The 26,137-nt window shown below is 64.8% G+C and carries 20 protein-coding genes; 3 read left to right on the forward strand and 17 right to left on the reverse strand.

From position 1 onward, the window contains the following. Positions 1-4 precede the first annotated feature (4 nt). The 9 genes from truA to SOM61_RS02965 all read right to left on the reverse strand — a co-directional run bounded on the left by truA (position 5) and on the right by SOM61_RS02965 (position 11,630). A complete protein-coding gene (gene truA, locus SOM61_RS02925; RefSeq protein ID WP_320472705.1) occupies positions 5-805 on the reverse strand; it encodes a tRNA pseudouridine(38-40) synthase TruA in 801 nt (266 codons plus the stop codon). Beyond that, positions 802-3,846, reverse strand: coding sequence for a motility hub landmark protein FimV (locus SOM61_RS02930; protein WP_320472706.1), 3,045 nt, complete (start codon positions 3,844-3,846; stop codon positions 802-804). Before SOM61_RS02930 ends, truA begins: the two co-directional genes overlap by 4 nt. 222 nt (positions 3,847-4,068) lie before the next feature. Further along, complete coding sequence (asd, locus tag SOM61_RS02935; protein ID WP_320473060.1) at positions 4,069-5,196, reverse strand: aspartate-semialdehyde dehydrogenase; 1,128 nt, start codon at positions 5,194-5,196, stop codon at positions 4,069-4,071. Between the two features lie 26 nt (positions 5,197-5,222). After that, positions 5,223-6,293 (reverse strand): 3-isopropylmalate dehydrogenase, encoded by a 1,071-nt coding sequence (gene leuB, locus SOM61_RS02940; RefSeq protein ID WP_320472707.1) that lies wholly within the window; start codon positions 6,291-6,293, stop codon positions 5,223-5,225. A 17-nt stretch (positions 6,294-6,310) separates the two neighbouring features. Continuing rightward, positions 6,311-6,958 (reverse strand): 3-isopropylmalate dehydratase small subunit, encoded by a 648-nt coding sequence (gene leuD / locus SOM61_RS02945; protein WP_320472708.1) that lies wholly within the window; start codon positions 6,956-6,958, stop codon positions 6,311-6,313. Positions 6,959-7,054: 96 nt separating this feature from the next. Further along, the gene (locus SOM61_RS02950; RefSeq protein WP_147937122.1) at positions 7,055-7,177 is read right to left on the reverse strand and encodes an entericidin A/B family lipoprotein; all 123 of its coding nucleotides are present in this window, start codon (positions 7,175-7,177) and stop codon (positions 7,055-7,057) included. 43 nt (positions 7,178-7,220) lie between these two features. Beyond that, positions 7,221-8,621 (reverse strand): 3-isopropylmalate dehydratase large subunit, encoded by a 1,401-nt coding sequence (gene leuC, locus SOM61_RS02955; protein WP_320472709.1) that lies wholly within the window; start codon positions 8,619-8,621, stop codon positions 7,221-7,223. 235 nt (positions 8,622-8,856) lie between these two features. Then, positions 8,857-10,761 carry a chemotaxis protein CheA gene (locus SOM61_RS02960; protein ID WP_320472710.1) on the reverse strand — a complete coding sequence of 635 codons (1,905 nt, stop codon included), beginning with the start codon at positions 10,759-10,761 and terminating at the stop codon, positions 8,857-8,859. Further along, a complete protein-coding gene (locus tag SOM61_RS02965) occupies positions 10,761-11,630 on the reverse strand; it encodes a protein phosphatase CheZ (RefSeq protein ID WP_320472711.1) in 870 nt (289 codons plus the stop codon). The genes SOM61_RS02960 and SOM61_RS02965 overlap by 1 nt, the downstream gene beginning before the upstream one ends. A gap of 388 nt (positions 11,631-12,018) precedes the next feature. Between SOM61_RS02965 and SOM61_RS02970 the strand changes: the two genes are divergently transcribed. The 3 genes from SOM61_RS02970 to SOM61_RS02980 all read left to right on the forward strand — a co-directional run bounded on the left by SOM61_RS02970 (position 12,019) and on the right by SOM61_RS02980 (position 14,438). Beyond that, complete coding sequence (locus tag SOM61_RS02970; protein ID WP_320472712.1) at positions 12,019-12,486, forward strand: universal stress protein; 468 nt, start codon at positions 12,019-12,021, stop codon at positions 12,484-12,486. Positions 12,487-12,577: 91 nt separating this feature from the next. Next, positions 12,578-13,222 (forward strand): response regulator, encoded by a 645-nt coding sequence (locus SOM61_RS02975; RefSeq protein ID WP_005662702.1) that lies wholly within the window; start codon positions 12,578-12,580, stop codon positions 13,220-13,222. A 421-nt stretch (positions 13,223-13,643) separates the two neighbouring features. Beyond that, positions 13,644-14,438 carry a Crp/Fnr family transcriptional regulator gene (locus tag SOM61_RS02980; RefSeq protein ID WP_320473061.1) on the forward strand — a complete coding sequence of 265 codons (795 nt, stop codon included), beginning with the start codon at positions 13,644-13,646 and terminating at the stop codon, positions 14,436-14,438. Between the two features lie 220 nt (positions 14,439-14,658). On the opposite strand, the gene SOM61_RS02985 is transcribed toward SOM61_RS02980, so the two are convergent. From SOM61_RS02985 to ahpC, 8 genes are all read right to left on the reverse strand, one after another. Further along, a complete protein-coding gene (locus SOM61_RS02985) occupies positions 14,659-15,420 on the reverse strand; it encodes a hypothetical protein (protein WP_320472713.1) in 762 nt (253 codons plus the stop codon). A gap of 120 nt (positions 15,421-15,540) precedes the next feature. Beyond that, positions 15,541-16,191, reverse strand: coding sequence for a ligase-associated DNA damage response endonuclease PdeM (gene pdeM, locus SOM61_RS02990; RefSeq protein WP_320472714.1), 651 nt, complete (start codon positions 16,189-16,191; stop codon positions 15,541-15,543). Next, the gene (locus SOM61_RS02995) at positions 16,188-18,659 is read right to left on the reverse strand and encodes a ligase-associated DNA damage response DEXH box helicase (RefSeq protein WP_320472715.1); all 2,472 of its coding nucleotides are present in this window, start codon (positions 18,657-18,659) and stop codon (positions 16,188-16,190) included. Before SOM61_RS02995 ends, pdeM begins: the two co-directional genes overlap by 4 nt. Beyond that, positions 18,656-20,290, reverse strand: coding sequence for an ATP-dependent DNA ligase (locus SOM61_RS03000; RefSeq protein WP_320472716.1), 1,635 nt, complete (start codon positions 20,288-20,290; stop codon positions 18,656-18,658). Before SOM61_RS03000 ends, SOM61_RS02995 begins: the two co-directional genes overlap by 4 nt. Beyond that, positions 20,283-21,320, reverse strand: a complete 1,038-nt coding sequence (locus tag SOM61_RS03005; protein ID WP_320472717.1) for a ligase-associated DNA damage response exonuclease — start codon at positions 21,318-21,320, stop codon at positions 20,283-20,285. Before SOM61_RS03005 ends, SOM61_RS03000 begins: the two co-directional genes overlap by 8 nt. Positions 21,321-21,329: 9 nt before the next feature. Beyond that, positions 21,330-23,042, reverse strand: coding sequence for a RecQ family ATP-dependent DNA helicase (locus SOM61_RS03010; protein WP_320472718.1), 1,713 nt, complete (start codon positions 23,040-23,042; stop codon positions 21,330-21,332). Between the two features lie 474 nt (positions 23,043-23,516). After that, the gene (ahpF, locus tag SOM61_RS03015; protein ID WP_320472719.1) at positions 23,517-25,085 is read right to left on the reverse strand and encodes an alkyl hydroperoxide reductase subunit F; all 1,569 of its coding nucleotides are present in this window, start codon (positions 25,083-25,085) and stop codon (positions 23,517-23,519) included. A 108-nt stretch (positions 25,086-25,193) separates the two neighbouring features. Next, complete coding sequence (gene ahpC / locus SOM61_RS03020) at positions 25,194-25,757, reverse strand: alkyl hydroperoxide reductase subunit C (protein ID WP_123071406.1); 564 nt, start codon at positions 25,755-25,757, stop codon at positions 25,194-25,196. Between the last annotated feature and the right edge of the window lie 380 nt (positions 25,758-26,137).

The raw sequence follows: 26,137 nt of genomic DNA on the forward strand, positions 1-26,137 counted from the left end.
TCGATCACAGCCACGGCAGGGGCGCACTGGCCTCCTGCGGCAGCTTCCACTTCGGATCGTACTCGATCTTGGCGAAATACAGGCCGTCCGGCATGAAGGTCGGCGCGGCGACGTCGCGCGAACGGGCTTCGAGCACCTCGCGCATCCACTCCGGCTCATTGCGTCCGGTGCCGATGTACACCAGCGAGCCGACGATATTGCGCACCATATGGTGCAGGAAGGCGCTGGCGCGCAGGGTGAACACGATGATGTCGCCATGGCGCGCGATGCTCAGCTCGTGCATCTCCTTCACCGGCGTATTGGCCTGGCAGCTGCTGGCGCGGAAGCTCGAAAAGTCATGGGTGCCGATCAGGTGCCGCGCGCCTTCGCGCATGCGCTCGACGTCGAGCGGACGGAACACCCACCCTGCCCGCTTGGCCAGCAGCGCCGACGGATTCGGGTGGTTGTAGAGCACGTAGTGGTAGGTGCGCGAACGGGCCGAGAAGCGGGCGTGGAATTCCTGCTCCCCTTCTTGCGCGTCGACCGCGGCGGCCCAGCGCACCACGATCGACTCGGGCAGGAAGGCGTTCACGCCGCGCACCCAGGACTGGACCGGACGATTCAGGTCGGTATCGAAATGGATGACCTGCTCGATGGCGTGCACGCCGGCGTCGGTACGGCCGGCGCACGTCGTGCTCAAAGTAACGCAGGCGAACTTCTCCAGCGCGATTTCGAGACGGTCCTGGACGGTGTTTCGTTCCGGCTGTTTCTGGTAGCCGTTCCAACCGGTGCCGATGTACTGGACACCCAAAGCGATACGGGTCACGCCAGCAGTTCCCTCATCGCGCTGGCCTTGCCAACCTGCTCGCTATTGCCGCCCTTGATGACTTCGTCCAGCAGCTCGCGCGCGCCTTCCTTGTCGCCGATCTCCTGGTAGGCGATGGCGAGATCGAGCTTGGTCTCCATCTCCATGTGCTCGGGCGACATCTGGCCCGGCGCCTCGGCGGCTGCACCGGCCGCATCCAGCGGCTGCGCGGTAGCGGCGTCGGATGACGGCAGGTCGAGGTCGAAGTCCGCCAGGTCGAACGATGGCGCGGCCTTGTCGCCGGCCGGCGTCGAAGCAGGTTCGAAGGCATCGCGTGCCGAGACTTCCTGCGGCGCCGGCACCGGAGCCGGGGTCTCGGGCAAGTCGAAGGCGTCGAACGGATCGTCCACGCGCGCACCGAAGTCCTTCGGTTCGGCGCCGCCTGCCGCGCGCGGCTCGTCCGGCGTACCGAAGTCCATGCTGTCCAGGTCGAACAGCGGATCTTCCGATGCGCTTGCCGCGGCGGCAGGACGCGCAGGCGTCTCGTCGAACGACGGCGTCACCGGTGTGGTGGGCGCGGAAAAATCCATGGTATCGAGATCGTGCAGCGGATCGGCCTGCGCCACGGTCGGCCGCGGGGTGCTGCCCGGCAGCGGCGGCAAGCCCTCGAAGTCCTTGGCCAAGCCGGCCATGTCGACCGGGGTTGCCTGCACTTGCGCCTGCGGCGTCAGGTCGAGCGTGAAGTCGTCGTCATCGTCGACCGTCACGGCGCGTGCCGCCGGCTGGGCGGTCGCAGGGGTGTCGAAGTCCATGTCGAAATCGAGGTCGTTCGCGTCCGGCGTGCCCTTGCCCTGCTCGGCCGCCGCCGCGCTGCCTGGTGGCGCGAACGGCGCCATGTCGAATTCGAGGTCGGGTACGGCGGTTGCATCCGGATCCGGACGGCTTGCCGCAGGCGGCGCCGTGTCGGTATTCGTCACCGGCTCGAACGTCAGGCCGCCGAGGTCAAAGTCGAGCGTGTTGTCGTCGTTGCGGGCCTCTGGCGCGGATTCGGCCTGTGGCGCGGCCGTGCGGTCCTCGTCGTCCTTGGCCAGGGCCACCGCGGTGGCACCAGCTGCGACGCCAGCAGCAGCGCCGGCGGCCGCACCCGCGTCCACCGACGGGCCGCCACGGAAGGCGTCTTCGAACTGCTGCGACAGGATCGCCTGCTGGTTGCGTTCCTGCGGCGATGGCGCCGGGGTCGACGCCGGGGCGGCGTTCGCATACAGCGCATTGGCCGGGTCAAGGGTCAGGCCCAGCGCCGCGGCCTGGGCCCATTCGTCGCCCTGGCCGCCGGTGAAGGCATGCAGCTCGCGCGCCTGGGCTTCGAAGGCGCGCACGTCCTTGCGGGTGGCGTAGATCTCGAGCAGCTTGAGGCGCACCGGATGGCGTTCCGGATGGACGCGCAGCGCGTCCTTCAAAATTTCTTCGGCCTGGGCGTCGCGGCCATAGGCGATATAGACATCGGCTTCGGCGACCGGGTCGACCTCGTTGGTGTCGAGCTGGCTGGCCGATGGCGCGAAGCTGGAGTTGAACACGCTGTTATTCGTGTCCACGCTCTGGCCGCCGGTTTCGGCGAACAGCGAATGGGCGCTGGCGCCGGGCACGCCCAGCACCGAGGGTTCGGCCGGCACCGGCTTGAGGTCGGCGTCCTTGCGCTTGCGGCGCTGGGAGATGCCGAGCGCGGCCAGCAGCAGCACCAGCGCGCCGGCGCCGATGTAGAGCATATTGTCCAGGATGGTGTCGACCAGGCTTTTCTCCGGCGGCGGGGCCGGCCTTGCCGGACGCGGGCGCGGCGCGGGCTTGGCCACCGGCTTCTCGGCGGCAGCAGTGGCAGCAGCGGCGGCAGCGGCCTGCTCGGCCTCGGCGCCGGCGCGGCTCGGCACCGTCATCAGGTTTTCGAGTTCGTTGACGTTGCGCTCGAGTTCCTTCACGCGCGCTTCGGCCTGCGCCAGTTCGCGTTCCTTGGCCACCGTGTCTTCGACGCTGGCAGTGCCGTCGGCCGGCGCGCCGGCCGCGCCGGGCGTGGCCTTGGACAGCTGCAGCTTGTCCTGCGCTTCGCTGACGGCGGTCGGCTGCTGCTCGACGCGGGCGGTGACGCGGCCGCTGGCGCTCTGGCCGCCCTGCGGCGTGGCGCTCGGCGCGCTGCTGGCGACCTGGCCGGCCAGCTTGTTGCGGTAGGCGTCGAAGTCGGCCGCATGGGCCACGACCACGCCGCGCGCCTCGCCCTGGCTGGCGCCGCCGCGCAGCGAATCGGCGTCCGGGATGCTCAGGATCTGGCCCGACTTCAGGCGGTTCATATTGTTGCCGATGAAGGCGTCGGGATTGGCGCGGTACAGCGCGACCAGCATCATGTCGAGCGAGATGTCGGCCGGCTTGACGTCGAGCGCGATGCCGCTGAGCGTATCGCCGCGGCGCACGCGGTAGCTGTCCTGCGCTTCGCGCGCCTGGGCTTCGCGCGCCTGGCGTTCGGCGCCGCGGCGGGCGGCGGCAATCCTTGCTTCATTCGGTGCTTCACTTTGTGCTTCACTTCGCGCGGCAGCCGCAGGAGCCGGTCGCGATGCAGCGCTCGGCGCGGCCTGGCGGGTTTGCGGCGCCGCCGCCACCTGGGCCGGCTGGGTCGTGCGCAGTTCGGCCGGGTCGAGCAGGAAGGTGTATTCGCGCACCAGGCGACCGTTATTCCAGGTCAGCTCCAGCAGCATGTCGACGAAGGGCTCATTAAGAGGCTGGGTCGAGCTGACCCGGATCACCTGGCGTCCGGCCCGCTCGTCGACCGCGAAGCGCAGCGACAGCAGGGCCGGGTTGAATTCGATGTTCGCTGCGCGGAAGGCTTCGGGCGAAGCCAGCTTGACCGCCATGCTTGCCGGGTCTTCGCCGGCGCCGGCCGTCAGCTCGATCTCGGCGCGCAGCGGCTGGCCAAGCGCCGACAACACCGTCAATTTCCCCAACCCGGCAGCATGGGCGGCGGAAGTCAGGAACACTGCACTGGCCACGGCGGCGGTGATCGATTTCAGCGCGGTTGCCACGAGCGGAGATTGGTGCGAAGAATGCATAGTTAGCAGCGAAATGAGTTGGCCGAGGGAAAGGCGGTTTCCCGGAGTCTCAACATAACATCATGCTCTGGAGCACGCAAGGTCTCGACGCACCCGGACGACCGGAGTATGCACCTTCTTCAAAGCGAATGCCCCGTAGACGGGGCATTCATTATGCAGACTGCATGTCAGTTGCCAGTGAGGCAACAGATTGGATTAACGCTCGAGCACGATGCGCAGCATACGGCGCAGCGGTTCGGCCGCGCCCCACAGCAGCTGGTCGCCGACCGTGAAGGCCGACAGGTAATCGTCGCCCATCGACATCTTGCGCAGGCGGCCGACCGGGATGCCCAGGCCGCCGGTGACGGCCGCCGGCGACAGGTCGCGCATCGACGCTTCGCGCGTGTTCGGCACCACCTTCACCCACTGGTTGTGCTTGGCGATGATGTCGTTGATCTCGTCCAGCGGCACATCGCGGGTGAGCTTGATGGTCAGCGCCTGCGAGTGGCAACGCATGGCGCCGATGCGCACGCACAGGCCGTCGACTGGAATGGCTTTGCTGTCGAAGCCCGCACCGCGGCCCAGGATCTTGTTGGTCTCGGCGCCGGCCTTCCACTCTTCTTTCGACTGGCCGTTGCCCAGGTCCTTGTCGATCCACGGGATCAGGTTGCCGGCCAGCGGCACGCCGAACTGCTTCGTTTCGTCGGCCGACAGGCCATGCTGGGTCGCGAGCACGGTGCGGTCGATCTCGAGGATGGCCGATGCCGGATCGTCGAGCAGCGATTTCACGGAGCTATTGATGGTGCCGAACTGGGTCAGCAGTTCGCGCATGTGCTGGGCGCCGCCGCCCGATGCCGCCTGGTAGGTCATGGAGGTCATCCACTCGACCAGGCCTTGTTCGAACAGACCGCCCAGGCCGATCAGCATGCACGACACGGTGCAGTTGCCGCCGATGTAATTCTTCACGCCTTTCGCCAGCGCGGCGTCGATTACCGAACGGTTGACCGGGTCGAGCACGATGACGGCGTCATCGTTCATGCGCAGGGTCGACGCGGCGTCGATCCAGTAGCCGTTCCAACCGGCCGCGCGCAGTTGCGGGAACACCTCGCTCGTGTAGTCGCCGCCCTGGCAGGAGATGATGATCTCGCATTTCGACAGTTCGGTAACATCTAGCGCGCTTTTCAGGATGGTTTCGTTCTTCGCCATCGAAGGCGCGGCGCCGCCCGGATTCGAGGTGGTGAAGAACACCGGCTCGATGTGGTCGAAATCGCCTTCCTCTTGCATGCGCTGCATGAGAACCGAGCCGACCATGCCGCGCCAACCTACCAGACCAACTAATTTCATCATCTTCTCTCAGGGTTAACTAAACTTTATGCGAGCGCCGCGACCACCGCGTTGCCCATCTCTTCGGTGCCCACCTTGGTGGAACCTGCTTCGAAAATATCCGGCGTACGCAGCCCTTGCGCCAGCACGCGCTTGACGGCGTTCTCGATGCGGTCCGCCTGTTCGGTCAGGCCGAGCGAGAAGCGCAGCATCATTGCCGCCGACAGGATCGTCGCCAATGGATTGGCCACGCCCTGCCCCGCGATGTCGGGCGCCGAACCGTGCGACGGTTCGTACAAGCCTTTGTTATTGGCGTCGAGCGAGGCCGACGGCAGCATGCCGATCGAACCGGTGAGCATCGCGGCCGCATCCGACAGGATATCGCCGAACATATTACCAGTAACGATCACGTCGAACTTCTTCGGCGCCCGCACCAGCTGCATCGCCGCGTTATCGACATACATGTGTTCGAGTGCGACGTCCTGGTATTCCTTGTGCACGTCGGTGACGATGTCGCGCCAGAACTGGAAGGTTTCCAGCACATTGGCCTTGTCGACGCTGGTCACTCGTTGCCCTCGCTTCCTCGCCGCCTGGAAGGCGACATGGGCGATGCGGCGGATCTCGCCTTCGGCATAGCGCATGGTGTCGAAGCCTTCGCGCTGGCCCTTGAACGGGCCGTCCGGGCACTCGCGCACGCCGCGCGGCTTGCCAAAATAAATGTCGCCCGTCAGTTCGCGGATGATCAGGATATCCAGGCCCGAGACCACTTCTGGCTTGAGCGTCGAGGCGCCGGCCAGCTCGGGATACAGGATCGCCGGACGCAGGTTGGCGAACAGGTTCAACTCGCGGCGCAGGCCAAGGATGGCTTGCTCGGGACGCAGGGCGCGCTCGAGCGAATCGTACTGGTAATCGCCGACGGCGCCGAACAGCACCGCATCGGCCTGTTTCGCCAGTTTCAGTGTGCCTTCGGGCAGCGGATGGCCGTGGGCCGCATAGCCGGCGCCGCCGACTTCCGCGCTTTCCATCTCGAACGATTCGCCGAGGGCGTTCAATACCTTCACTGCTTGCGCGGTGATCTCCGGGCCGATGCCGTCACCCGGCAGGATCGCGATCTTCATTGAGCTGCTTTCTTTGTTCAGATGGTGTTGGCGAGCCACGGCTGGGCCGCGACGTGACGTTGCTCGAAGGCGCGGATCTCGTCCGCGTGACGCAGGGTCAGGCCGATGTCGTCCAGGCCGTTGAGCAGGCAGTATTTGCGGAAGTCGTCGATCTCGAAGCTGTACGACAGGCTGCCGTCCTGGGTGCCGATGCGCTTGTTCTCGAGGTCGATCGTGAGCTCGAAGCCCGGGTTGGCTTCGACCGCCTGGAACAACGTTTCGACTTCTTCTTCGGACAGCGCGATCGGCAGCAGGCCGATCTTGAAGCAGTTGTTGAAGAAGATGTCGGCGAAGCTCGGCGCGACCACGGCGCGGAAGCCATACTGCTGCAGCGCCCACGGCGCGTGCTCGCGCGAGGAACCGCAGCCGAAGTTCTTGCGAGTGAGCAGGATCGAGGCGCCGGCGTAGCGCGGCTGGTTCAGCACGAAGTCCGGATTGAGCGGACGGGTGCTGCAATCCTGGCCCGGCTCGCCGTGATCCAGGTAGCGCCATTCGTCGAACAGGTTCGGACCGAAGCCGGTGCGGCGGATCGATTTGAGGAACTGCTTCGGGATGATGGCGTCGGTGTCGACGTTGTTGCGGTCGAGCGGCGCCACCAGGCCCTGGTGTACGGTAAATTTATCCATGTTTCCCTCATCCCCGCTGCGCGGGGACCAATCAATGTCATCCCCGCGCAGGCGGGGACCCAAGTTTATCCCCGCGCAGGCGGGGATCTTAGTTATTTACCTTCCGCCGGCGCTGGTGACGACCTGCCCCACTTTCGACACATCGCGGCCAATGCCCGAGATGGTGTTGCAGCCGGCCAGCAGAACGGTGATGAGGGACAGTGCGAGTGCTTTTTTCATGATCTTCCTGTTACCTGATATACGGTCGTGTCCTATTAACGCATCAGAGCGCACGTACGTCGACAAAGCGGCCCGCGATCCCCGCCGCCGCCGCCATCGCCGGCGACACCAGGTGAGTGCGTCCGCCCTGTCCCTGGCGGCCTTCGAAGTTGCGGTTCGAGGTCGAGGCGCAGCGCTCGCCCGGCTCCAGCCGGTCGGCGTTCATCGCCAGGCACATCGAGCAGCCCGGCTCGCGCCATTCGAAGCCGGCATCGACGAAGATGCGGTCCAGCCCTTCGCGCTCGGCCTGTTCCTTGACCAGGCCCGAACCCGGCACCACCATGGCCAGCTTGACGTTGGCGGCGCGATGCCGTCCGCGCACCACCTCGGCGGCGGCGCGCAGGTCTTCGATGCGCGAATTGGTGCACGAGCCGATGAACACCTTGTCGATCGCGATTTCATCGATCGGGGTATTCGGCGCCAGGTCCATATAGGCCAGCGCCTTTTCGATCGCGCCGCGGCGCACCGGATCGAGTTCGTTTTGCGGATCGGGCACGCGACCGTCGATCGCGGTAACCATCTCGGGCGAGGTGCCCCAGGTGACCTGCGGCTGGATGTCTTTCGCGTCCAGTTCGACGACAGTGTCGAAGGCCGCGCCGCCATCCGTGTGCAGGGTGCGCCAGTAGGCGACGGCTTGCTCCCACTGCGCGCCCTTGGGCGACAGCGGACGGTCCTTGACGTAGGCGATCGTGGTGTCGTCGACCGCCACCATGCCGGCGCGCGCGCCCGCTTCGATCGCCATATTACAGACCGTCATGCGGCCTTCCATCGACAGCGCGCGGATGGTCGAGCCACCGAATTCGATGGCGTAACCGGTGCCGCCGGCGGTGCCGATGCGGCCGATCACGGCCAGCACGATGTCCTTGGCGGTCACGCCGGGGTTCAGCGTGCCCTCGACCTTGACCAGCATCGATTTCGATTTCTTGGCCAGCAGGGTTTGCGTGGCCAGCACGTGCTCGACTTCCGAGGTGCCGATGCCATGCGCCAGGCAGCCGAAGGCGCCGTGGGTCGAGGTGTGCGAATCGCCGCAGACGACGGTCATGCCCGGCAGGGTCGCGCCTTGCTCGGGCCCGATCACGTGCACGATGCCCTGGCGCTTGTCGTTCATGTCGAAATACGTCAGGCCGAAGGCCTTGGTGTTGGCGTCGAGCGTCTCGACCTGCAGGCGCGAGGTCGGATCGGCGATGCCTTGCGCGCGGTCGGTGGTCGGCACATTGTGGTCGGCCACGGCCAGGTTCGCGGACACGCGCCATAGTCCACGGCCCGCTTCGCGCAGGCCGTCGAAGGCTTGCGGGCTGGTCACTTCGTGTACCAGGTGGCGGTCGATATAGAGGACTGTGGTGCCATCGGCGTCGGCACGCACGACATGGGAATCCCAGAGTTTGTCGTAGAGCGTTTTTTGCATGGTCGATCCAGTGTTGCGGTGAGATGGTGCACGGCCTGTCGAGACCGGGTTTTCGATTATGCCATAATTGTGCAGTGCCGCACCAAGCCGGGGCGGCGCACGTTTATGCCAACGACCTTACCACGCAGCAAATAATATTTGCAAGGGGTTTGCTCGATGCAAATAAAAAAAGCCTGTGTCACAAACACAGGCTTTTGTCTGCGCTTTTGGCGCAAGCGGCGAAAAGCGTTGGTTTTTATGCAGCCAGGCGTACGCTGCTCCTGCATCCATCCATCAGGAACGACAGGCCAACCACCAGCACCAGCTCGCCCTCGGCCGAGCGCGCGGTGCCGGTGATGCCTTCGACCGTCAGCGCGGTCATCGGCTTGATCACCAGGTCGGCCGTGCCGTCCACCGCTTCCATCGCCAGGATGTAAGGCTGCGGCGCGTTGATGACGATGCCGACCTTCTCGGACGCGGCCTCGTAACCCAGCGCCAGCGCCAGCGAACGCACCGGCAGTGGGCGGCCCTGGTCTTTCAGCACCGGGGCGCCGCCGACGCAGGCGAAATCGTCCGGCAGCTCGACCACGCGCTCGACGACGGCCATCGGCAGCGCCAGTTGCGCACCCGAGGTCGACACCAGCATGGTCGGCACGATCGACAGCTCGATCGGCAGGCGGATCGCGAAGCGCGTGCCCTTGCCCAGCGAGGATTCGATGCGGATTGCGCCGCGGTTCTTCTCGACCGCCGTTTTCACGACATCCATGCCGACGCCGCGGCCCGACACCGAGGAAGCGACTTCCTTGGTCGAGAAGCCCGGCAGGAACACGAGTTGATAAGCGTCTTCGTCGCTCTGGGCGCCGTTCTCGCCGATCAGGCCCTTGTCGACCGCCTTCTTGCGCAGGACGACCGGGTCCATGCCCTTGCCGTCGTCCTGCAGCACGATCATGACGCTGTTCGCTTCCTGCCAGGCTTTCAGCAGGATGTACGCCTTGGCCGGCTTGCCGGCGGCGACGCGCGCTTCGGGCGCCTCGATACCGTGGTCCAGGGCGTTCCTCAGCATGTGCACCAGCGGATCGTACAGGCTGTCCACCACCACGCGGTCGACTTCGGTCTCGGCGCCTTCGATGGTCAGCTCGACGTCCTTGCCGAGGTCTTTCGCCAGCTCGCGCACCAGGCGCGGGAATTTCTGGAACAGGCGGCCCACTGGCTGCATGCGGGTCGCGAGCGTGGCGCGCTGCAGCTCGGCCGAGTAGCGCGAAGCGCGCTCCAGGGTCTCGGTCAGGGTCGCGATCAGCACCGCGGCCTGGCCTTCGAACTTGAACTGCTGCAGGCGCTCCAGCAGCACCGCGGCCTGGTTGGCGGCCTGCACCGATTCGCCGGCCACTTCGAGCAGCGCGTCGAGCTTGACTGCGTCGATACGGATGCTCTCGTCCTTGGCCGGTGCGGCAACGGCAGGCTTGTTGTCGTTGCGGCGCTCGACGCCGTCCCAGTTCTTTCCGCCAGCGGCAGGTGCAGCGGGTGCAGCGGCTGCCGGTGCGGACGCGGCAGCAGCCGGTGCGGGCGCCGCAGCCACGGCCGCGACAGTGAGCGGCGCAGCAGCAACATCGGCGTTGGCGCCGATGGCGTTCGCCGCCGGCACCACGGCGTTATACATGCCGGCCCAATCGAGGCCATCTGCATCGGCCGCAGCCGGGGCCGCAACCACGGCCGGTGCGATCGGCGCGACCGGGACGGGAGCGGCCGGCGCGGCGGCGGCAGGCGCCGGCGCATTGTCCTTGCCTTCGATCGCGTCCATCAGGATGCGCTCGAGGTCGCCCGGCATCTGCGCCAGGCCTTCCGGCGGCGTGCCGTTGTTCAGGTCACCGAGCTGGTCGGCCACGAAGCCCGAAGCCTGCAGCGCCGCTTCGATCGCCAGCGGCGTCACCGGCGCGGCGCCGGTGCGCAGCGCGTCGAACAGGTTCTCGGTCAGGTGGCAGGCCGCCACCAGCGCGGGCAGGCCCATGAAGCCGGCGCCGCCCTTGATCGTGTGGAACGACCGGAACACCGCATTCAGCGTTTCCTTATTCTCGGGGTCGCGTTCGAGGCGCAGCAGGTGCTCTTCTACGTTTACCGCCAGATCCATCGCCTCGACGACGAAATCCTTCAGCATATCGTCCATTAGAATCCCAGATCGGCAAGTAGATCGTCAACATTGTCCTGGTTCAGCGCCGCATCCGGCACCGATGGGCCCTGCATCAGTTGCACGGGCGCAGGCTGCTCCTGTTCTTTCTTGGCCAGCTTTTCCTTGACGTCAGGAGGCGCGTTGTCGCGCAGCAGCTGGGCCAGTTCGCTCTCGACGGTCTGCGTGATCTTGACGACTTTCTTGATCAGCTGGCCGGTGATGTCCTGGAAGTCCTGGGCCATCATGATCTCGAGCAGACGTGCACGCTCGGCTTCGGTCGCTTCATTGACGCGCGCCGCGAACTGGCGCGAATCGCCGGCCAGGGCCTTGAATTCATCCAGGCTCATCCTGCCTTCGAACAGGTCGGCCCAGCGGGTTTCCATGTCCTTGGCCTGCTTTTGCAGCTGGTCTTGCGCCGGCATGCCCTCGTCCAGGGTGTTGAGCACCTTGTTGGCGGCCTGTTCGGTCAGCGTGGCGACGTATTCCAGGCGGTCCTGGGCGTCGACGATCTGCGACGACGCCTCGGTCAGCGCCTTGTCGTAGCCCAGCTCGCGCAGCGAGTCGTGCAACAGGCGGACGATGCCGCCCAGGCGTTCGAACATGCCGCCTTCGTGGCCTTCCTCGGCCGGTGAGGCTGCGGGCGCCGCCGGCGCGACAGTCGCCACGACAGCGGTGGCAGCCACGGCGGCGACGGCCGGGGCAGCGGTGGCGGATACTTGGTCGAACAAGGATTCCAGGTCGTCCTCGTCGTTGCTGGCGGCGGCCGGGGCCGGCTCGGTCGCTGCGGAGGGGCCGGGCGGTGCGCTGGTGCGCTGCGCCGCCACTTCCTCGAATAGTGCGTCGAAATCGTCAGCGGCGTCGGTCATAATCCCTGCTTCTCCATAATGTATAAATGAGCAATCAGCTCTGCAATCCGGGGGGTTCTGCTGCGTCCACCGGGCCGGCTCGGCCGGTTAAGTTTCGGTGGAGTAATTAAAGCGAGTGTAGCAGCGTGGTTGCCGCAGGTAAATCTCAGAGAGGGCAATGCAACAAAATGGACAAGGAAACTTAATTCCGCGACAATTAAAAGCGGGGGTTCCTGATGCTTTTCATAAGGTCGGTGTTGTATTTTGTAATCGCAGGTCAGTTTTCCAGGTTTAGTGTCGCATCGCGGCAGGTTGCGTTCATTTGATGGAACTCAACTGTTTGCGTCTCAGAAATCGCCATCCTGCACTGAGTTGTCTGAATGTGCGTGGCCAAGTGGGAGGAACCACAATGTACCGCAAGATCCTGATCACCACCGACGGTTCGGCCGTGTCGCAGCACACCGCCTGCGCCGGCGTCAAATTCGCGCAACAGATGGGCGCCGAGGTGCTGGCCCTGTTCGTCGCCCCCGAGTACCAGTATCCCGTGTACGTCGAAATCATCCCGCCCGCCTACCCCAGCGAAGAGGAATACATCGCCCAGATGCGGCGCATGGGCGAGGAATACATGGGCAGGATCACGCGCTCCTGCGCCAGCGCTCTCCTCCAGTGCCAGTGCATGACGGCGTTTTCCGATTCGGCGGCGCTCAAGATCGTCGATGTCGCCGAGCAGGAAGGCTGCGACCTGATCTTCATGGGCTCGCACGGCCGCAGCGGCTGGAACCAGCTACTGCTGGGCAGCGTCACCAACAAGGTCTTGTCGCACACGACCAAGCCGGTGCTGGTGCACCGCCTGATCGCCGAACCGGCGGCTTCTTGACCCCGCCACCACGCGTTCATGTATTTACAGCTACAATAGATTTTTTGCTGATCCAGGGTAGGAAACCGCTTCAGGTTCGAGGGAATCGATAATGGTAAGAATCGTCATCGCCGATGACCACACGATCATGCGCGAGGGCCTCAAGCGCATCCTGGACGGCGCCGAGGAAGTCGACATCGTGGGCGAAGCCACCAATGGCTTCGAAGTATTGTCGCTGGTACGCCAGGGCGGCTTCGACCTGCTGCTGCTCGACCTGTCCATGCCCGGCCGCAGCGGCGTCGACCTGATCCGGCAGGTGCGCAGCGAGGCGCCCAAGCTGGCCATCCTGATCCTCACCATGCACGAGGAAGAGCAGTACGCGGTGCGCGCAATCCGGGCCGGCGCCCAGGGCTATCTCACCAAGGAAAGCGCGGGCACGCAACTGGTGGGGGCGATCCGCAAGGTTGCCTCGGGGCGGCCCTACATCAGTACCGAAGTGGCCGAGCAACTGGCGCTGAACATCATGGCGCCAAGCGAGCAACTGCTGCACAAGCAGTTGTCAGACCGCGAATTCGAGGTGTTTTCGCTCCTGGTGAGCGGCAAGTCGATCACCGAGATCGCCAACGGCCTGCACCTGTCGGTGAAAACCGTCAGCACCCACAAGACCCGCATCATGCAGAAAATGGGCATGAGCTCGCTGTCCGAGATGGTGCAATATGCCGTCGCACACCGCCTGTTGTCGCCACTGAAGGCGTGATGCACTGATTTTCTTTGACCGCCGCGCGTCGTTTTCGTGCGGCGCACGCCCCATTTCCCCGGCTGGCTCCGCCACCGCGTCACACCCCTTCTGTTTCCACTCTGCCACTTTCCGCCATTCGTGCAGCGTTCTTGGTGGTAGGAGTTTTCCTACGACTGCACCATCTGTCCTACCTACATATTCAGGCAACGCTGATATTCGTGCCGGACTCGTGTTGGCATACTGAATTCAGCGTTTCGACTTGCTTGCGATCCAAGTCACGGCGTCAGCCATATAAAACCATGGCATGGCAGACGCGCTACCGCACGCTGCCGTGCCGCCGGGATCGCGTGAAACCTGAATTCCCTTACCGGAGATGAGCATGCAGTCCCAGCCACCGTCAGATCAACGCAACGTTACCCAGCCTACCCTGCATTCCCCGATGGAAGCGGGACGGCAGCGCCAGGGTCGCCTCTGGTCCAACCTGAAAGAAGTGTGCGACCTGCTCCGTATTCCTACCAGCGTGTCGGTGAGCTCCGAAGAATTGCTGTTCCAGCACGTGCAGTTCAAGACTGGCCAGCGCGTGCACACGATCGGCCAGGCCTTCGACACCCTGTACATCGTCAACTCGGGCTTCCTCAAGACGGTGCTGATCGACGAGTTCGGCAACGAACAGGTGCTGAGCTTCCCCATGAAGGGCGATATGCTCGGCGTCGACGGCATCCACACCCGCCACTATGCCTCCGAGGCCGTGGCCCTGTCCGACTGCGACCTGATCCTGCTGCCGTTCAAGAAACTGACCGCACTGGGCCGCGTCCACAGCGAACTCGAGAACATGATGTACGGCGTGATGAGCCGCGAACTGGTGCGCGAGCAGACCATGATCGGCATGCTCGGCGCCCTGTCGGCCGAGGCGCGCGTGGCCCGCTTCCTGGTCTCGCTGGCCGACCGCTTCGCCGCGATGGGTTATTCCAGCAAGCTGTTCAACCTGCGCATGACGCGCCACGAGATCGGCAGCTACCTCGGCCTCACGCTCGAGACCGTCAGCCGTACCTTGTCGGCTTTCAACGAAATCGGCCTGATCACCGTCGACCAGCGCACCATCGGCATCAAGGACGCCGACGCACTCAAGACCCTGCGCCGCCTGCCACCGTCACGTTCGCGCACCAAGGGCGCCGCCAAGCAGAAGGCCGAGCTCGATCAGCCTGGTGATGACCAGGTGCTGGCAACGGTTTGATCGTCAGCGTCAACGTACTAATTAGCCCCTAGCCGCCGTTAGTTAGCCCCAAACCCTTCGTAAGTTAGCCCCAAGACCGTCGTTCCCGCGCAGGCGGGAACCTAAGTAAGCTGGCGTTATCGAAACGCTTGCAACCCTAGGTTCCCGCCTGCGCGGGAAGTCATTGCTGCCAGTGGAAGCAATGACGTGGTGTTGCTGCGGGCCGTTCTTGACTCCGCCGCTATTCTTTATCCAGCGACAACACCCCATCGTTGACACGTACCCGATCGCCCTTGCGGTATCCCGGATTGTTGTCGTACTCGATCGCCTGGGTCGCTTCGGTGGTATCGAAGCGGACGGTTACCCGGTAACGCTGGGCGGCCTGCACGTCGCTGGCCAGCGGCCGTGCTCCCCCGGTTGCCTCACGCACGATCTCGACCTTCTCGACGACTGCACAGCTGGTGCAATAGCGCGCCACACGTGGACGCTCGGTCGTGCGCGGCGGTGGCGGCGGCGCGGCGCCCGGGGCCGCGCTGGCGACGCCAGCGTCCTTCGATGCCAGTTGCCGCACCGACTCTTGCGACGGCGCCGACGCCGCAGCCCCAGCCCCGCTCACCAGGCCGTCACGCAACACGGTGGTCGCGATCTGGCTGCCCAGCCGCATCTCGGCGGTCACCGGGCTGTCGGGCTGGAAGCGGTCGTGGTTGCCGATCACATAGCTGCCGCTGTAGCGGCCGGGGTCGGTTTCCTGCATCTGGACGCTGCGGGTAGCGCCGTCAATAGTCACGTTCACCGTGGCGTTCCGGGTCCCATACACATGGAAATGCAAGGCGGCGCCCTGCTCCAGGCGCGGCACTTTTTCGACATGGAAGCCCTCGATGGCGGGCGTCACGGTGCGGCTCTGCGGCGCCGTCTGCGCCAGGGCCGTGCTGCTCGTCGCCAGCAGCATGCCGGCCGGGGCCAGGGCCGCCACCAGGGAACACATCAGGATGCGTTTTTTCATGGCAATCTCCCAATATCCTACAAATTAGCGGGACGGCATGACGCCGCCTTCGATCCATGTAGACAGTACCCCGGTGAAAAAGCAAGGTCCGTACGGTTACGAACCAACGGCAAGCATGGGTTAGCAGACGGCGTGGACGGCGTCGCCCGACGTCACATAGATGTGGTCGCCCGGCCCAGGCTTGACCGCGTGGCCTCCGGTAAACGCGCCGAAGGATGGCAGGATCAACCCCTGCTCACCGACGACGAAACACGGCAGGCGCAGCGCATCGAAACGGGTCGCCAGCACATACACCGGATGCACGTGGCCGGCCAGGCCATAGCCTGGCGCGTCGACGCCGGGATGGTGGCAGAAGGCAAACGGCCCGATCGCATGCGGCTCGTCCACCAGCCCCATTCCCAGCGCCGCCGCCGGGTCGCCCGCGTGCAGGTCGTGGTTGCCGCGCACCAGCATCAAGGCCAGATCGGGATGGCGTCCGCGCCAGGCCAGCATCGCCAGCTGGGTCGAGCTGGCGTGGGCGGCGCGCGCATGCAAGAAGTCTCCCAGGAAGGCGACCTGGCGCACGTCGTGCGCCGCCACCAGGGCGTCGAGGCCGGCCAGGTTTTCAGAGGTCGTGCCGCGCGGCACCGGCACCCCGAGCGCGCGGAAGGCGGCCGCCTTGCCGAAGTGGATGTCGGCAATGATCAGCATCCGCTCGCGCGGCCAATAGATGGCCTTCTCCGGCAGCAGCAGGAGCGATTCGCCGGCCACCTCCACCATGACGCCGCTCATGCCGCCGCCTTCTCGAGCTCGCGCAGCATGCGCGCCACGCGGTCATTGAGTTTTTCGGTGCTGACCTTTTCGCGGAAGCGTTCGACCATCAGGGCAAACCCGAATGGCGTCGCACGTTTTATCTCGCGATAGGCGACGCGCCGCGCGTGCAGCTCGGTGAGGGTGTCGCGCAGGCGCGTCAGCTCGAGCTCCTGCTCCATCACTTCGCGCCCCGCCTGGGTCAGAAGCAGGTTGCCGGCATCGTGCTTGCGAAACACCTCGAAGAACAGCGAAGACGAGGCCTGCAACTGGCGGTTCGACTTCGGCTGGCCCGGGTAGCCCGAGAACACCAGGCCGGCGATCCGCGCCACCTCGCGAAAGCGCTGCTGCGACAGCTGGGTCGCGTTGAGGCTGTCGATCACGTCTTCCAGCAGGCGGTCGGTATCGAACAGCTCCACGCCGGCGCCGGTCGGCGCGTCGAATATACGCGCCCAGTCGACCGGCTCGGGCGCCATCAGCTCGAAACCGTAATCGTTGATGGCGATCGAAAACGTGATCGGCTGCACGCGGCCGACGCGAAAGGCGATCAGGGACGCCAGGCCCATATGCACCGAACGGCCCGCGAACGGATACACGAACAGGTGGTAACCCTCGCGGCTCTTCATCGACTCGAGCACCAATACTTCGCTCGTTGGCAGCGCCGACCAGCGTTGTTGAATCGCGATCAAAGGCTCGATGGCGCGCATCTCGGGGCCGTCGAACACGCCCCCGTCGGCCAGGCGCAGCTCTTCGAGCGCGGCGTGGGCCAGCTCGTTCGACATCGGCATCTTGGCGCCCTGCCAGCGCGCGATCGCGCCGCGGGTGCCGCTGGCGCGCTTTACAAAAGCGGTCAGCTCGTGCACCCGCACGAACTCCAGGATGCGCCCGCCGAACAGGAAGCGGTCGCCGGGCTTCAGGCGTGAGATGAACGACTCTTCCACGCTGCCGATGCGCCCGCCAGTCATGAACTTCACTTGGATCGTGGCGTCCGACATGATGGTGCCGATGCCCATCCGGTGCCGGCGGCCGATGGCGCTGTCGGGCACGCGATACACGCCCTCGTCGTCCGGCAGCACGCGCCGGTATTCGGGATACACGGTCAGGCTCTGGCCGCCGCGCGCGACGAAGTCGAGCGCCCACTGCCATTCTTCCGGCGTCAGGTGGCGGTAGGACCAGGCCTGCCGCACTTCCTCATACAGCTCTTCGGAACGGAAGCCGCCGCCCAGCGCCACCGTCACCAGGTGCTGCACCAGCACGTCGAACGGTTTATTCGGCACGTAGCGGCCTTCGATGCGGCGCGCCGCCACCGCCTTCTTGGCGCCGGCCGCCTCCAGCAATTCCAGGCTATTGGTCGGCACCAGGGTCACGCGCGAGACCCGGCCCGGCGCATGGCCGCTGCGGCCGGCGCGCTGCAGCAGCCGCGCCACGCCCTTGGCGCTACCGATCTGCAGCACGCGTTCGACCGGCAGGAAGTCCACGCCAAGATCGAGGCTGGCGGTGCAGATCACCGCCTTCAATATGCCGCTCTTGAGGCCCAGCTCGACCCACTCGCGCACCTCGCGGTCGAGCGAGCCGTGGTGCAGCGCGATCACGCCGGCCCAGTCGGGCCGCGCCTCCAGGATGTTCTGGTACCAGATCTCGGCCTGCGAGCGGGTGTTGGTGAACACCAGGGTCGCCTCGTGCCCCTCGATTTCATTGATCACCGGCTGCAGCATCTGCAGGCCCAGGTGGCCGCCCCAGGGAAAGCGCGAGACGTTCTCGGGGATCAGGCTGTCGACCACGATTTTCTTGCGCGTGTCGCCTTCGACCAGGACGCCCGAATCCGCGCCTTCCTCGCCTCCCAGCAGCACCTGGCGCGCCAGGTCGAGGTTGCCCATCGTGGCCGACACGCCCCATACCAGCAGTTCGGGACGCCAGCGCCGCAATCTCGCCAGCGCCAGCTGCACCTGCACGCCGCGCTTGCTGCCCATCAGTTCATGCCACTCGTCGACGATGACCATGTCGAGATGGCGAAACTGTTCGAGAGCGGCGGCATTGCTGATCATGAGCGACAGGCTCTCGGGCGTCGTCACCAGCGCCGCCGGCATGCTGCGCGCCTGGCGCGCCCGCTCGGCCGGCTTGGTGTCGCCGGTACGGGCGCCGATGCGCCATTCGGGCAGCAGCTCGGCGACCGAATCCTCGAGCGCGCGCTGAGTGTCGGCCGCCAGCGCGCGCATCGGCGTGATCCACAGCACGCGCAGGCCCGCTTTGGCCCTCCCCGCCTCGAGGCCGGCGCGTTGCAGGGCCGCGAACCAGACGGCAAAGGTCTTGCCGGCGCCGGTATTCGCATGCAGCAGGCCCGATTCGCCCTTCAGCGCGGCCTTCCATACCGCACGCTGGAATGGAAAGGCAGTCCAGCCGCGGCTGGACAACCATGCGTCGATGCGGGTGCTTACCGGATTACGACTCATGCGGTGGCCGCCTCCAGCAAGCCCTTTAGCGTGTCGAGCGTATCGGCTTCCTCCACCGGCTTGTCGGTGCGCCGGCGCAGGATGCGCGGAAAGCGCACCGCGATCCCCGCCTTGTGGCGCGGCGACAGCGCAATGCCCTCGAAGCCGATCTCGAACACCATGGTCGGCTTGACCGAACGCACCGGCCCGAATTTCTCGATGGTCGTGCGCCGGATCGCGTTGTCGACTTGGGCGATCTCGGCGTCGGTCAGGCCGGAATACGCTTTCGCGAACGGCACCAGCTTGCGCTCTGCTCCGGCCCCGTCCCACACGGCAAAGGTGTAGTCGGTGTAGAGCGAGGCGCGCCGGCCGCTGCCCGGCTGGGCGTACAGCAGCACGGCGTCGATGGCATACGGGTCGATCTTCCACTTCCACCAGGTCCCGACGTCCTTGGTGCGGCCGACGCCATATTGCGCCGTGCGCGACTTGAGCATCATGCCCTCGACGCTGCGCGCGCGCGAACCGGCGCGCAGTGTGGCAAGTTCGTCCCAGCTGTCGGCGTGGACCAGCGGCGACAGGCGCAGCTGCGGCTGGTCGAGCTTCGCGACCTCTACTTCGAGCAGCGCACGCCGCTCATGCTGCGGCAGGCCGCGCAGGTCGACGCCGTCCAGCTCCAGCAGGTCGTAGCAGCACAGCACGGCTGGCAGCTCGCCCAACAGCTTGGCAGACAAGGTCTTGCGGCCGATGCGCTTTTGCAGGTCGGCGAAAGGAGAAGGCAGGTCGGAATCCGGCTGCCAGATCAGCACCTCGCCATCGAGCACCATCCCGTCCGGCAGGCGCGCCGCCGCCAGCTCTGGAAAGCGTTCGGTGATCAGGTCTTCGCCGCGCGACCACAAAAAGCTTTGGCCGTCGCGCCGCACCAGTTGGGCGCGGATGCCGTCGTACTTCCACTCGACCAGCCAGTCATCCAGCTCGCCCAGGGTGGCCGGGTCGCCATTGAGCTGGTGCGACAGGAAGAAGGGATAAGGTTGGCCGCCGCGCAGCTTGTGTTCTTCGTCCGATTGCTCGGCGATTAGCTGAAGGAAGCCTGCCGCCGTCGGTTTCACGCGGCCGTCGGTCCAGCCCATCAGGCGCTGGGCAATGAGCTTGCTGTCGACCGCGGCGATCGCGGCCAGCGCACGCGTCACCAGCAGCTTCGACACGCCAACCCGAAAGCCCCCGCCGATCAGTTTCACCAGCAGGAAGCGCTCGCGCCAATCGAGCTCGTTCCAGTAGGTGAACAAGGCTTCGCGGATGCGGCCGGGATCGGCGCCGCGCAAGGGTCCGATGCGTTGTTCCATCCACTCGGCGAGGCCCACGTCCGAACGTTCGGTGGGCGGCGGCAGGATGTGGGCGATGGTCTCGGCGAAGTCGCCCACCGCATGATAGGACTCGTCGAACAGCCATTCGTCCAGTGCCGCGTATTCGATGGCGAACTGGCGCAGCAGCTTGGTCGGCACCGCCTGGCGTGGCTTGCCGCCGGCCAGGAAGTAGACCGCCCAGGCGGCGTTCTCGGGAGCGGCATTGGCGAAGTAGCCCTGCAGCGCATCGAGCTTGCGGGTGGTCGACGTGGTCTCGTCGAGGTCGGCGTACAGGCGCGCGAATTCACGCATTGGCGTCTCCTGCTGCCGGTGGCGATGGCTTCTCCACTGCGTCGTCGTCTTCCTCGTCGCCGTATTCGGTCTCGAAGCCCGACGCATCCAGCCCGTTCTGGCACAGCCATCGCACCAGGGTCGGGATCGAACCGTGGGTGACGATCACGCGCTGGGCCTCGGTTGCCTTGATGGCGCTCATCAGGCCCGGCCAGTCGGCGTGGTCAGACAGCACGAAGCCGCGGTCGACGCCGCGCCGGCGCCGTGCGCCGCGCAGCAGCATCCAGCCGCTGGCGAAGGAATCGCTGTAGTCGCCGAAGCGCTTCATCCACGTCGAGCCACTTGCGGACGGCGGCGCCACCACCAGCGCGCGCCGCAGCGCCGCCTTCTCGATATCGGTGACCAGCACCGTCGGCGGGATGTCGACGCCTTCCGCGCGGTAGGCACGGTTGAGCGGCTCGACCGAGCCATGGCAGACAATCGGACCGATCGACGGATCGAGTCCGGCCAGGATGCGCTGCGCCTTGCCGAAGGAATAGGCGAACACCACGCTGCAGCGTCCCTCGTCCGCATTCTTGCGCCACCAGGCATTGATCTCTTCCATCAGCTGGGCTTCAGGCTGCCAGCGGTAGATCGGCAGGCCGAAGGTCGATTCAGTGATGAAGGTGTCGCAGCGCACCGGCTCGAACGGCGCGCAGGTTTTATCCGGTTCGACCTTGTAGTCGCCCGATGCGACCCATACTTCGCCGCCGCATTCCATGCGCACCTGGCTTGATCCCAGCACATGGCCGGCCGGGTGTAGCGAGATCGTCACGCCGTTGTGGACGATCTTTTCGCCATACCCGAGCGCATCGACCGAGATGTCTCCCAGGCGCGACTTGAGCACGCCGATGCCGGGCGCCGCCGCCAGGTAGTGGCCGTGGCCGACGCGCGCGTGGTCGCCATGGGCATGGGTGATCACGGCGCGCGCCACCGGCCGCCATGGGTCGATATAGAAATCCCCCGGCACGCAGTACAGCCCCTCCTTGCGGACGACGACCATGTCTCCCATCGGCATCCCTTACGTGGCTACCTGATCGAGGAAATCGGCCATGAAGCTGCGGCTTTCCCCGTCGGGGAAGTCGACCGTCACCTGCTCGCCGGCGATGGCGACCACTACCCCATCGCCATACTTGGCCGACCTGGCGCGCGCGCCGACCTCGAACTTCGGCTTGGACCCTTCTTCAGCCGGCTCGCGGTCGAATTCGTCGTCGCGGATCACGATGTCTTCGGAGAGGCTCAGCGCCGGCGGGTTCAGGCAGTTATCGCACTTGCAGCAGCTTTCAAAACCGGGCGCCCGGTCGCCGAAGTAATCGAGCAGCAGCTTCCAGCGGCAAAAGCCGCTGACGGCATAGCTGACCATCTGCTCCAGCGCGTCCTTGTCGCGCTCCTGCTTCTGCACATACACCTGGGCCAGGCGCGCGTACACGCCCGGACGCGGCTCGGCCGCGCTGGGCAGGTAGTCCAGCTTGCGGTTCTGGCGCACCAGCTTGGCGTCCTTGAGCAGCTTGAGGCAGACCTTGATATTGGCGTCGGCGATGTCTTCCAGCGCGTCCTCGAGGCGATGGCCGGTGACGGCGCCTTCCTCGGCCAGGGTGCGCACGGTTTCGTGCACCAGTTGCAGCTCCTGCGCATCGGGGTAGTGCTTGACCAGGAAGAACTGCTGGATGCGCTTGTCGTCCTGCAGGAACAGCAGCGTGCATTCGGCGTCCAGGCCGTCGCGGCCGGCGCGGCCCGATTCCTGGTAATAGGATTCGAGGTTGGCCGGGATCTGCAGGTGGATCACGAAGCGCGTATCGCTCTTGTCGATGCCCATGCCGAAGGCATTGGTGGCCACCATCACGCGCCGCTCGCCTTCCATGAACAGGTCCTGGTTCATTTTTCGTTCGGCGGACGACAGCTTGCCGTGGTAGAGCGTGACCGATTCGCCGGCTTCCTCGAGCACGGCCAGCATCTCCTCGGCCACCTTGACGGTGGCGGCATACACGATGCCCACGCCCGGTGTCTCCTGCACCAGGCGCAGCGCCTCCTGGAATTTCTCTTTGGCGCTGGTGACTTGCCGCACGCGGTAATGCAGGTTGGGCCGGTAGATGCCGGTATTGATCACGTTCAGCTTGCGGCCCAGCTGCTTGCCGATGTCGGCGATCACCTCGTCGGTGGCGGTGGCGGTGAGCGCCAGCACCGGCGGGCGGCCGATCGCCTCGATCGCGGCGGCCAGTCCGATGTAAGCCGGGCGGAAATCGTGGCCCCATTGCGAGATGCAGTGGGCCTCGTCGATCACGACGATGTCGAGCGTGACCTTGCGCAGCACGGCGATGAATTCGGGCGAGACCAGGCGTTCTGGGGTGCAGAACACGATCTCGCACGATTCGCTGGCGATCGCTTCGAGCGCGGCGTGTTCTTCTTCGGCGCACAGGCTGCTGTTGACCTGAACCGAGCGGATGCCGATCTCTTCCAGCTTCTCGAGCTGGTCCTTCATGAGGGAGATGAGCGGGGAGACAACGACCGTGATCCCCTCCAGCATCTTGGCCGGGATCTGGTAGCACAGCGACTTGCCGCCGCCGGTGGGCATGATGGCCAGGGTGTCCTTGCCGTCGAGTACGCTGTCGATTACGCGCTGCTGGCCTTCGCGCAGCTGCGCAATGCCGAACACGGCGTTCAGGAGGCGTCGGATGGTATTGCGGCGCACGGCGAGCAGGCCGCGGTGCATGAGGGTGGGGTCGTGTCGGGTCATGATGACGCCGACTTTATTAGTACGGCGACAACTCGACTATAGGACGCCACCTACTAGAGGCGTAGGAGGTCAACTTTTGGCGGGGTCGTCACGTTATGGGCAGGGTGCTAAGCTGACTGTGTCAATTGTGCGACACAAATTCTCGACAAGGTTTAGTCCTACAACTAGACGGATATTTGACCGATGCCGGGTGTCCAGCTAGACATTTACTATTGTGACTATCAATCACAGCCCCGCCATCTTCAGGAGAACCATCATGTCCCGCCGCCCTATGACCTGGACCGCAGTCCACCTGGCCCTTGCCAGCGCGGCCACCTGGTTTCTCCTGGAGTCCGGCGCGCTGTCGTCGGCGTTGCTGTTCTCGTTCCACTGATCGTTTTCCTGACTTCGACCGCATAAAAAAACGCCGCCTTCCAGTGGAAGACGGCGTTTATTTCTTCGATTGAGCGGGCCGCGTGGCCCGCTTCAGACACATCAAGCAGCTTTCTGCTCTTCCTCTTCGACCGGCAGGCGGATCAGGTGATCGAAGGCGGCCAGCGATGCCTTGGCGCCCTCGCCCACGGCGATCACGATCTGCTTGAACGGCACCGTGGTCACGTCGCCGGCGGCGAACACGCCCGGCAGCGAAGTGTGGCCGCGAGCGTCGACTTCGATCTCGCCATGCGCCGACAGGTCGATCGTGCCCTTGAGCCATTCGGCGTTCGGCACCAGGCCGATCTGCACGAACACGCCTTCCAGGTCCAGCTTGTGCAGCTCGCCGGTGGTGCGGTGCTTGTAGCTCAGGCCGTTGACGATCTTGCCGTCGCCGTGGATCTCGGTGGTCTGAGCCGACTTGATCACCTTGACGTTCGGCAGCGAGTACAGCTTGCGCTGCAGGACCGCATCGGCGCGCAGCTCATTGCCGTATTCGATCAGGGTCACTTCCTTGACGATGCCCGCCAGGTCGATCGCCGCCTCGACGCCGGAGTTGCCGCCGCCGATCACCGACACGCGCTTGCCCTTGAACAGCGGGCCGTCGCAGTGCGGGCAGTACGCCACGCCGTGGTTCTTGTACTCTTTCTCGCCCGGCACGTTGATCTCGCGCCAGCGCGCGCCGGTGGCGATAATCACCGACTTCGACTTGAGCACCGCGCCGGTCTCGGTATGTACCTCGATCAGCTTGCCGCCCACCAGCTTGCTGGCGCGCTGGGTGTTCATGATGTCGACGTCATATTCCTTGACGTGTTCTTCCAGGGCGACGGCGAACTTGGGGCCGTCGGTGGCCTTGAGCGACACGAAGTTTTCGATCGCGAGGGTGTCCAGCACCTGGCCGCCGAAGCGGTCGGCCAGCACGCCGGTACGGATGCCTTTGCGGGCGGCGTAGATCGCGGCTGCCGCGCCGGCGGGGCCGCCGCCGACGATCAGCACGTCGAATGGGTCTTTCTGGCTCAGTTCGGCAGCCTTGCGCTCACCGCCCTTGACGTCGATCTTCGACAGGATCTCTTCGACGTTGGTACGGCCCTGGCCGAAATGCTGGCCGTTCAGGAACATCATCGGCACGGCCAGGATCTGCTTGTCTTCCACTTCTTTCTTGAAGACGCCGCCATCGATCGTCACGACCTTGATGCGCGGGTTGATGACCGACATCGTGTTCAGTGCCTGCACGACTTCCGGGCAGTTATGGCACGACAGCGAGATGTAGGTCTCGAAAACGTAGTCGCCGTCCAGGGCTGCGATCTGGTCGATGACGGATTGTTCCAGCTTGATGGTGTGGCCGCCGACGTGCAGCAGGGCCAGCACCAGCGAGGTGAATTCGTGGCCCAGCGGGATGCCGGCAAAGCGCACGCCGATATCGGTGCCGACGCGGTTGATGGCGAACGACGGGGTGCGCTCGTTGGCTTCCTGGCGAACGGTGATCTTGTCGGACAGGGCTGCGATCTCATTGAGCAGCTCGTCCATTTCGCGCGATTTCGGCGAATCATCCAGCGCTGCAACCAGCTCGATCGGCTGCACCACTTTTTCCAGATAGGCTTGCAACTGTTTCTTGAGGGTTGCGTCCAGCATGATGTTTTTCCTTTGATTCTATTTGACTTAACTTCTATACAGGCCGGGCGTAAAACGGGCCGCCGCAGCGGCCCGTTCACGGGTGCTACTTGACTACTAACTTACTGCTTAGATCTTGCCGACCAGGTCCAGCGACGGGGTCAGGGTTTCTGCGCCTTCGGTCCACTTGGCTGGGCAGACTTCGCCTGGGTGCGAAGCGACGTACTGGGCTGCCTTGACTTTGCGCATCAGTTCCGACGCGTCGCGGCCGATGCCGTTGTCGTGCACTTCCATGATCTTGATCTGGCCTTCTGGATTGATCACGAAGGTACCGCGCAGTGCCATGCCTTCTTCTTCGATCATGACTTCGAAGTTACGCGACAGGACGCCGGTTGGGTCGCCGATCAGTGGGTAGTTCACTTTCTTGATCGCTTCCGAGGTGTCGTGCCATGCCTTGTGGGCAAAGTGGCTGTCGGTCGACACGCCGTACACATTGACGCCCAGCTTTTCGAATTCCGGCTGGAATGCGGCCAGATCTTCCAGTTCGGTCGGGCAGACGAAGGTGAAGTCGGCCGGGTAGAACATCACCACCGACCAGGTACCCTTGAAGTTCTCTTCGGTCAGGTCGATGAACTTGCCGTTGTGGTAAGCGGTTGCTTTGAACGGCTTGATCTGGGTGTTGATGAGGGACATGTAATCTCCTGTTTGGGGGTTGATGAAACGTATGACAAGCAGTTTACCGCCCTGCTCGTCGTTTGTGAAATTGATTGATTCGATATTCTTGATTGATTTTAGCTATCAGTCAAGTACAGCTCTGCCGTCCTGGGCAAAGAAGGGTCTCGAACAAACCCGGACAGTGTGTCGCAAATGGCAAGCGGGTGCAACCGCCGTCTCGCTAGCCCCTTCCAAGCAATAGCCCAACAATTAGGGTCAGAGTAGATTTATTGGCCAATTGCCCTACTGCCAGCGAGGGTCAGAGTCGAATTAACGGCTCAGCCATAAAAGTTGTCAAACAATTCGACTCTGACCCTAATTAATTTTGGGGTGTTTTTGTGCTTGAGGCCGCCTGATAT

It is taken from the genome of Massilia sp. CFBP9012 (assembly GCF_034045115.1).
In the GTDB taxonomy this organism is placed as follows: domain Bacteria; phylum Pseudomonadota; class Gammaproteobacteria; order Burkholderiales; family Burkholderiaceae_D; genus Telluria.

What these genes read in the sequence shown, in the direction of transcription:
- leuC (WP_320472709.1), bottom strand. Translation starts at nt 8,621, where the DNA reads ATGCAAAAAACGCTCTACGACAAACTCTGGGATTCCCATGTCGTGCGT.
- ahpC (WP_123071406.1), bottom strand. Translation starts at nt 25,757, where the DNA reads ATGTCCCTCATCAACACCCAGATCAAGCCGTTCAAAGCAACCGCTTAC.
- SOM61_RS02975 (WP_005662702.1), top strand. Translation starts at nt 12,578, where the DNA reads ATGGTAAGAATCGTCATCGCCGATGACCACACGATCATGCGCGAGGGC.
- asd (WP_320473060.1), bottom strand. Translation starts at nt 5,196, where the DNA reads ATGAAATTAGTTGGTCTGGTAGGTTGGCGCGGCATGGTCGGCTCGGTT.
- pdeM (WP_320472714.1), bottom strand. Translation starts at nt 16,191, where the DNA reads ATGAGCGGCGTCATGGTGGAGGTGGCCGGCGAATCGCTCCTGCTGCTG.
- SOM61_RS02970 (WP_320472712.1), top strand. Translation starts at nt 12,019, where the DNA reads ATGTACCGCAAGATCCTGATCACCACCGACGGTTCGGCCGTGTCGCAG.
- SOM61_RS02965 (WP_320472711.1), bottom strand. Translation starts at nt 11,630, where the DNA reads ATGACCGACGCCGCTGACGATTTCGACGCACTATTCGAGGAAGTGGCG.
- SOM61_RS03005 (WP_320472717.1), bottom strand. Translation starts at nt 21,320, where the DNA reads ATGGGAGACATGGTCGTCGTCCGCAAGGAGGGGCTGTACTGCGTGCCG.
- leuD (WP_320472708.1), bottom strand. Translation starts at nt 6,958, where the DNA reads ATGGATAAATTTACCGTACACCAGGGCCTGGTGGCGCCGCTCGACCGC.
- SOM61_RS02995 (WP_320472715.1), bottom strand. Translation starts at nt 18,659, where the DNA reads ATGAGTCGTAATCCGGTAAGCACCCGCATCGACGCATGGTTGTCCAGC.
- SOM61_RS02980 (WP_320473061.1), top strand. Translation starts at nt 13,644, where the DNA reads ATGGAAGCGGGACGGCAGCGCCAGGGTCGCCTCTGGTCCAACCTGAAA.
- SOM61_RS03010 (WP_320472718.1), bottom strand. Translation starts at nt 23,042, where the DNA reads ATGACCCGACACGACCCCACCCTCATGCACCGCGGCCTGCTCGCCGTG.
- ahpF (WP_320472719.1), bottom strand. Translation starts at nt 25,085, where the DNA reads ATGCTGGACGCAACCCTCAAGAAACAGTTGCAAGCCTATCTGGAAAAA.
- leuB (WP_320472707.1), bottom strand. Translation starts at nt 6,293, where the DNA reads ATGAAGATCGCGATCCTGCCGGGTGACGGCATCGGCCCGGAGATCACC.
- SOM61_RS02950 (WP_147937122.1), bottom strand. Translation starts at nt 7,177, where the DNA reads ATGAAAAAAGCACTCGCACTGTCCCTCATCACCGTTCTGCTGGCCGGC.
- SOM61_RS02985 (WP_320472713.1), bottom strand. Translation starts at nt 15,420, where the DNA reads ATGAAAAAACGCATCCTGATGTGTTCCCTGGTGGCGGCCCTGGCCCCG.
- SOM61_RS03000 (WP_320472716.1), bottom strand. Translation starts at nt 20,290, where the DNA reads ATGCGTGAATTCGCGCGCCTGTACGCCGACCTCGACGAGACCACGTCG.
- SOM61_RS02960 (WP_320472710.1), bottom strand. Translation starts at nt 10,761, where the DNA reads ATGGACGATATGCTGAAGGATTTCGTCGTCGAGGCGATGGATCTGGCG.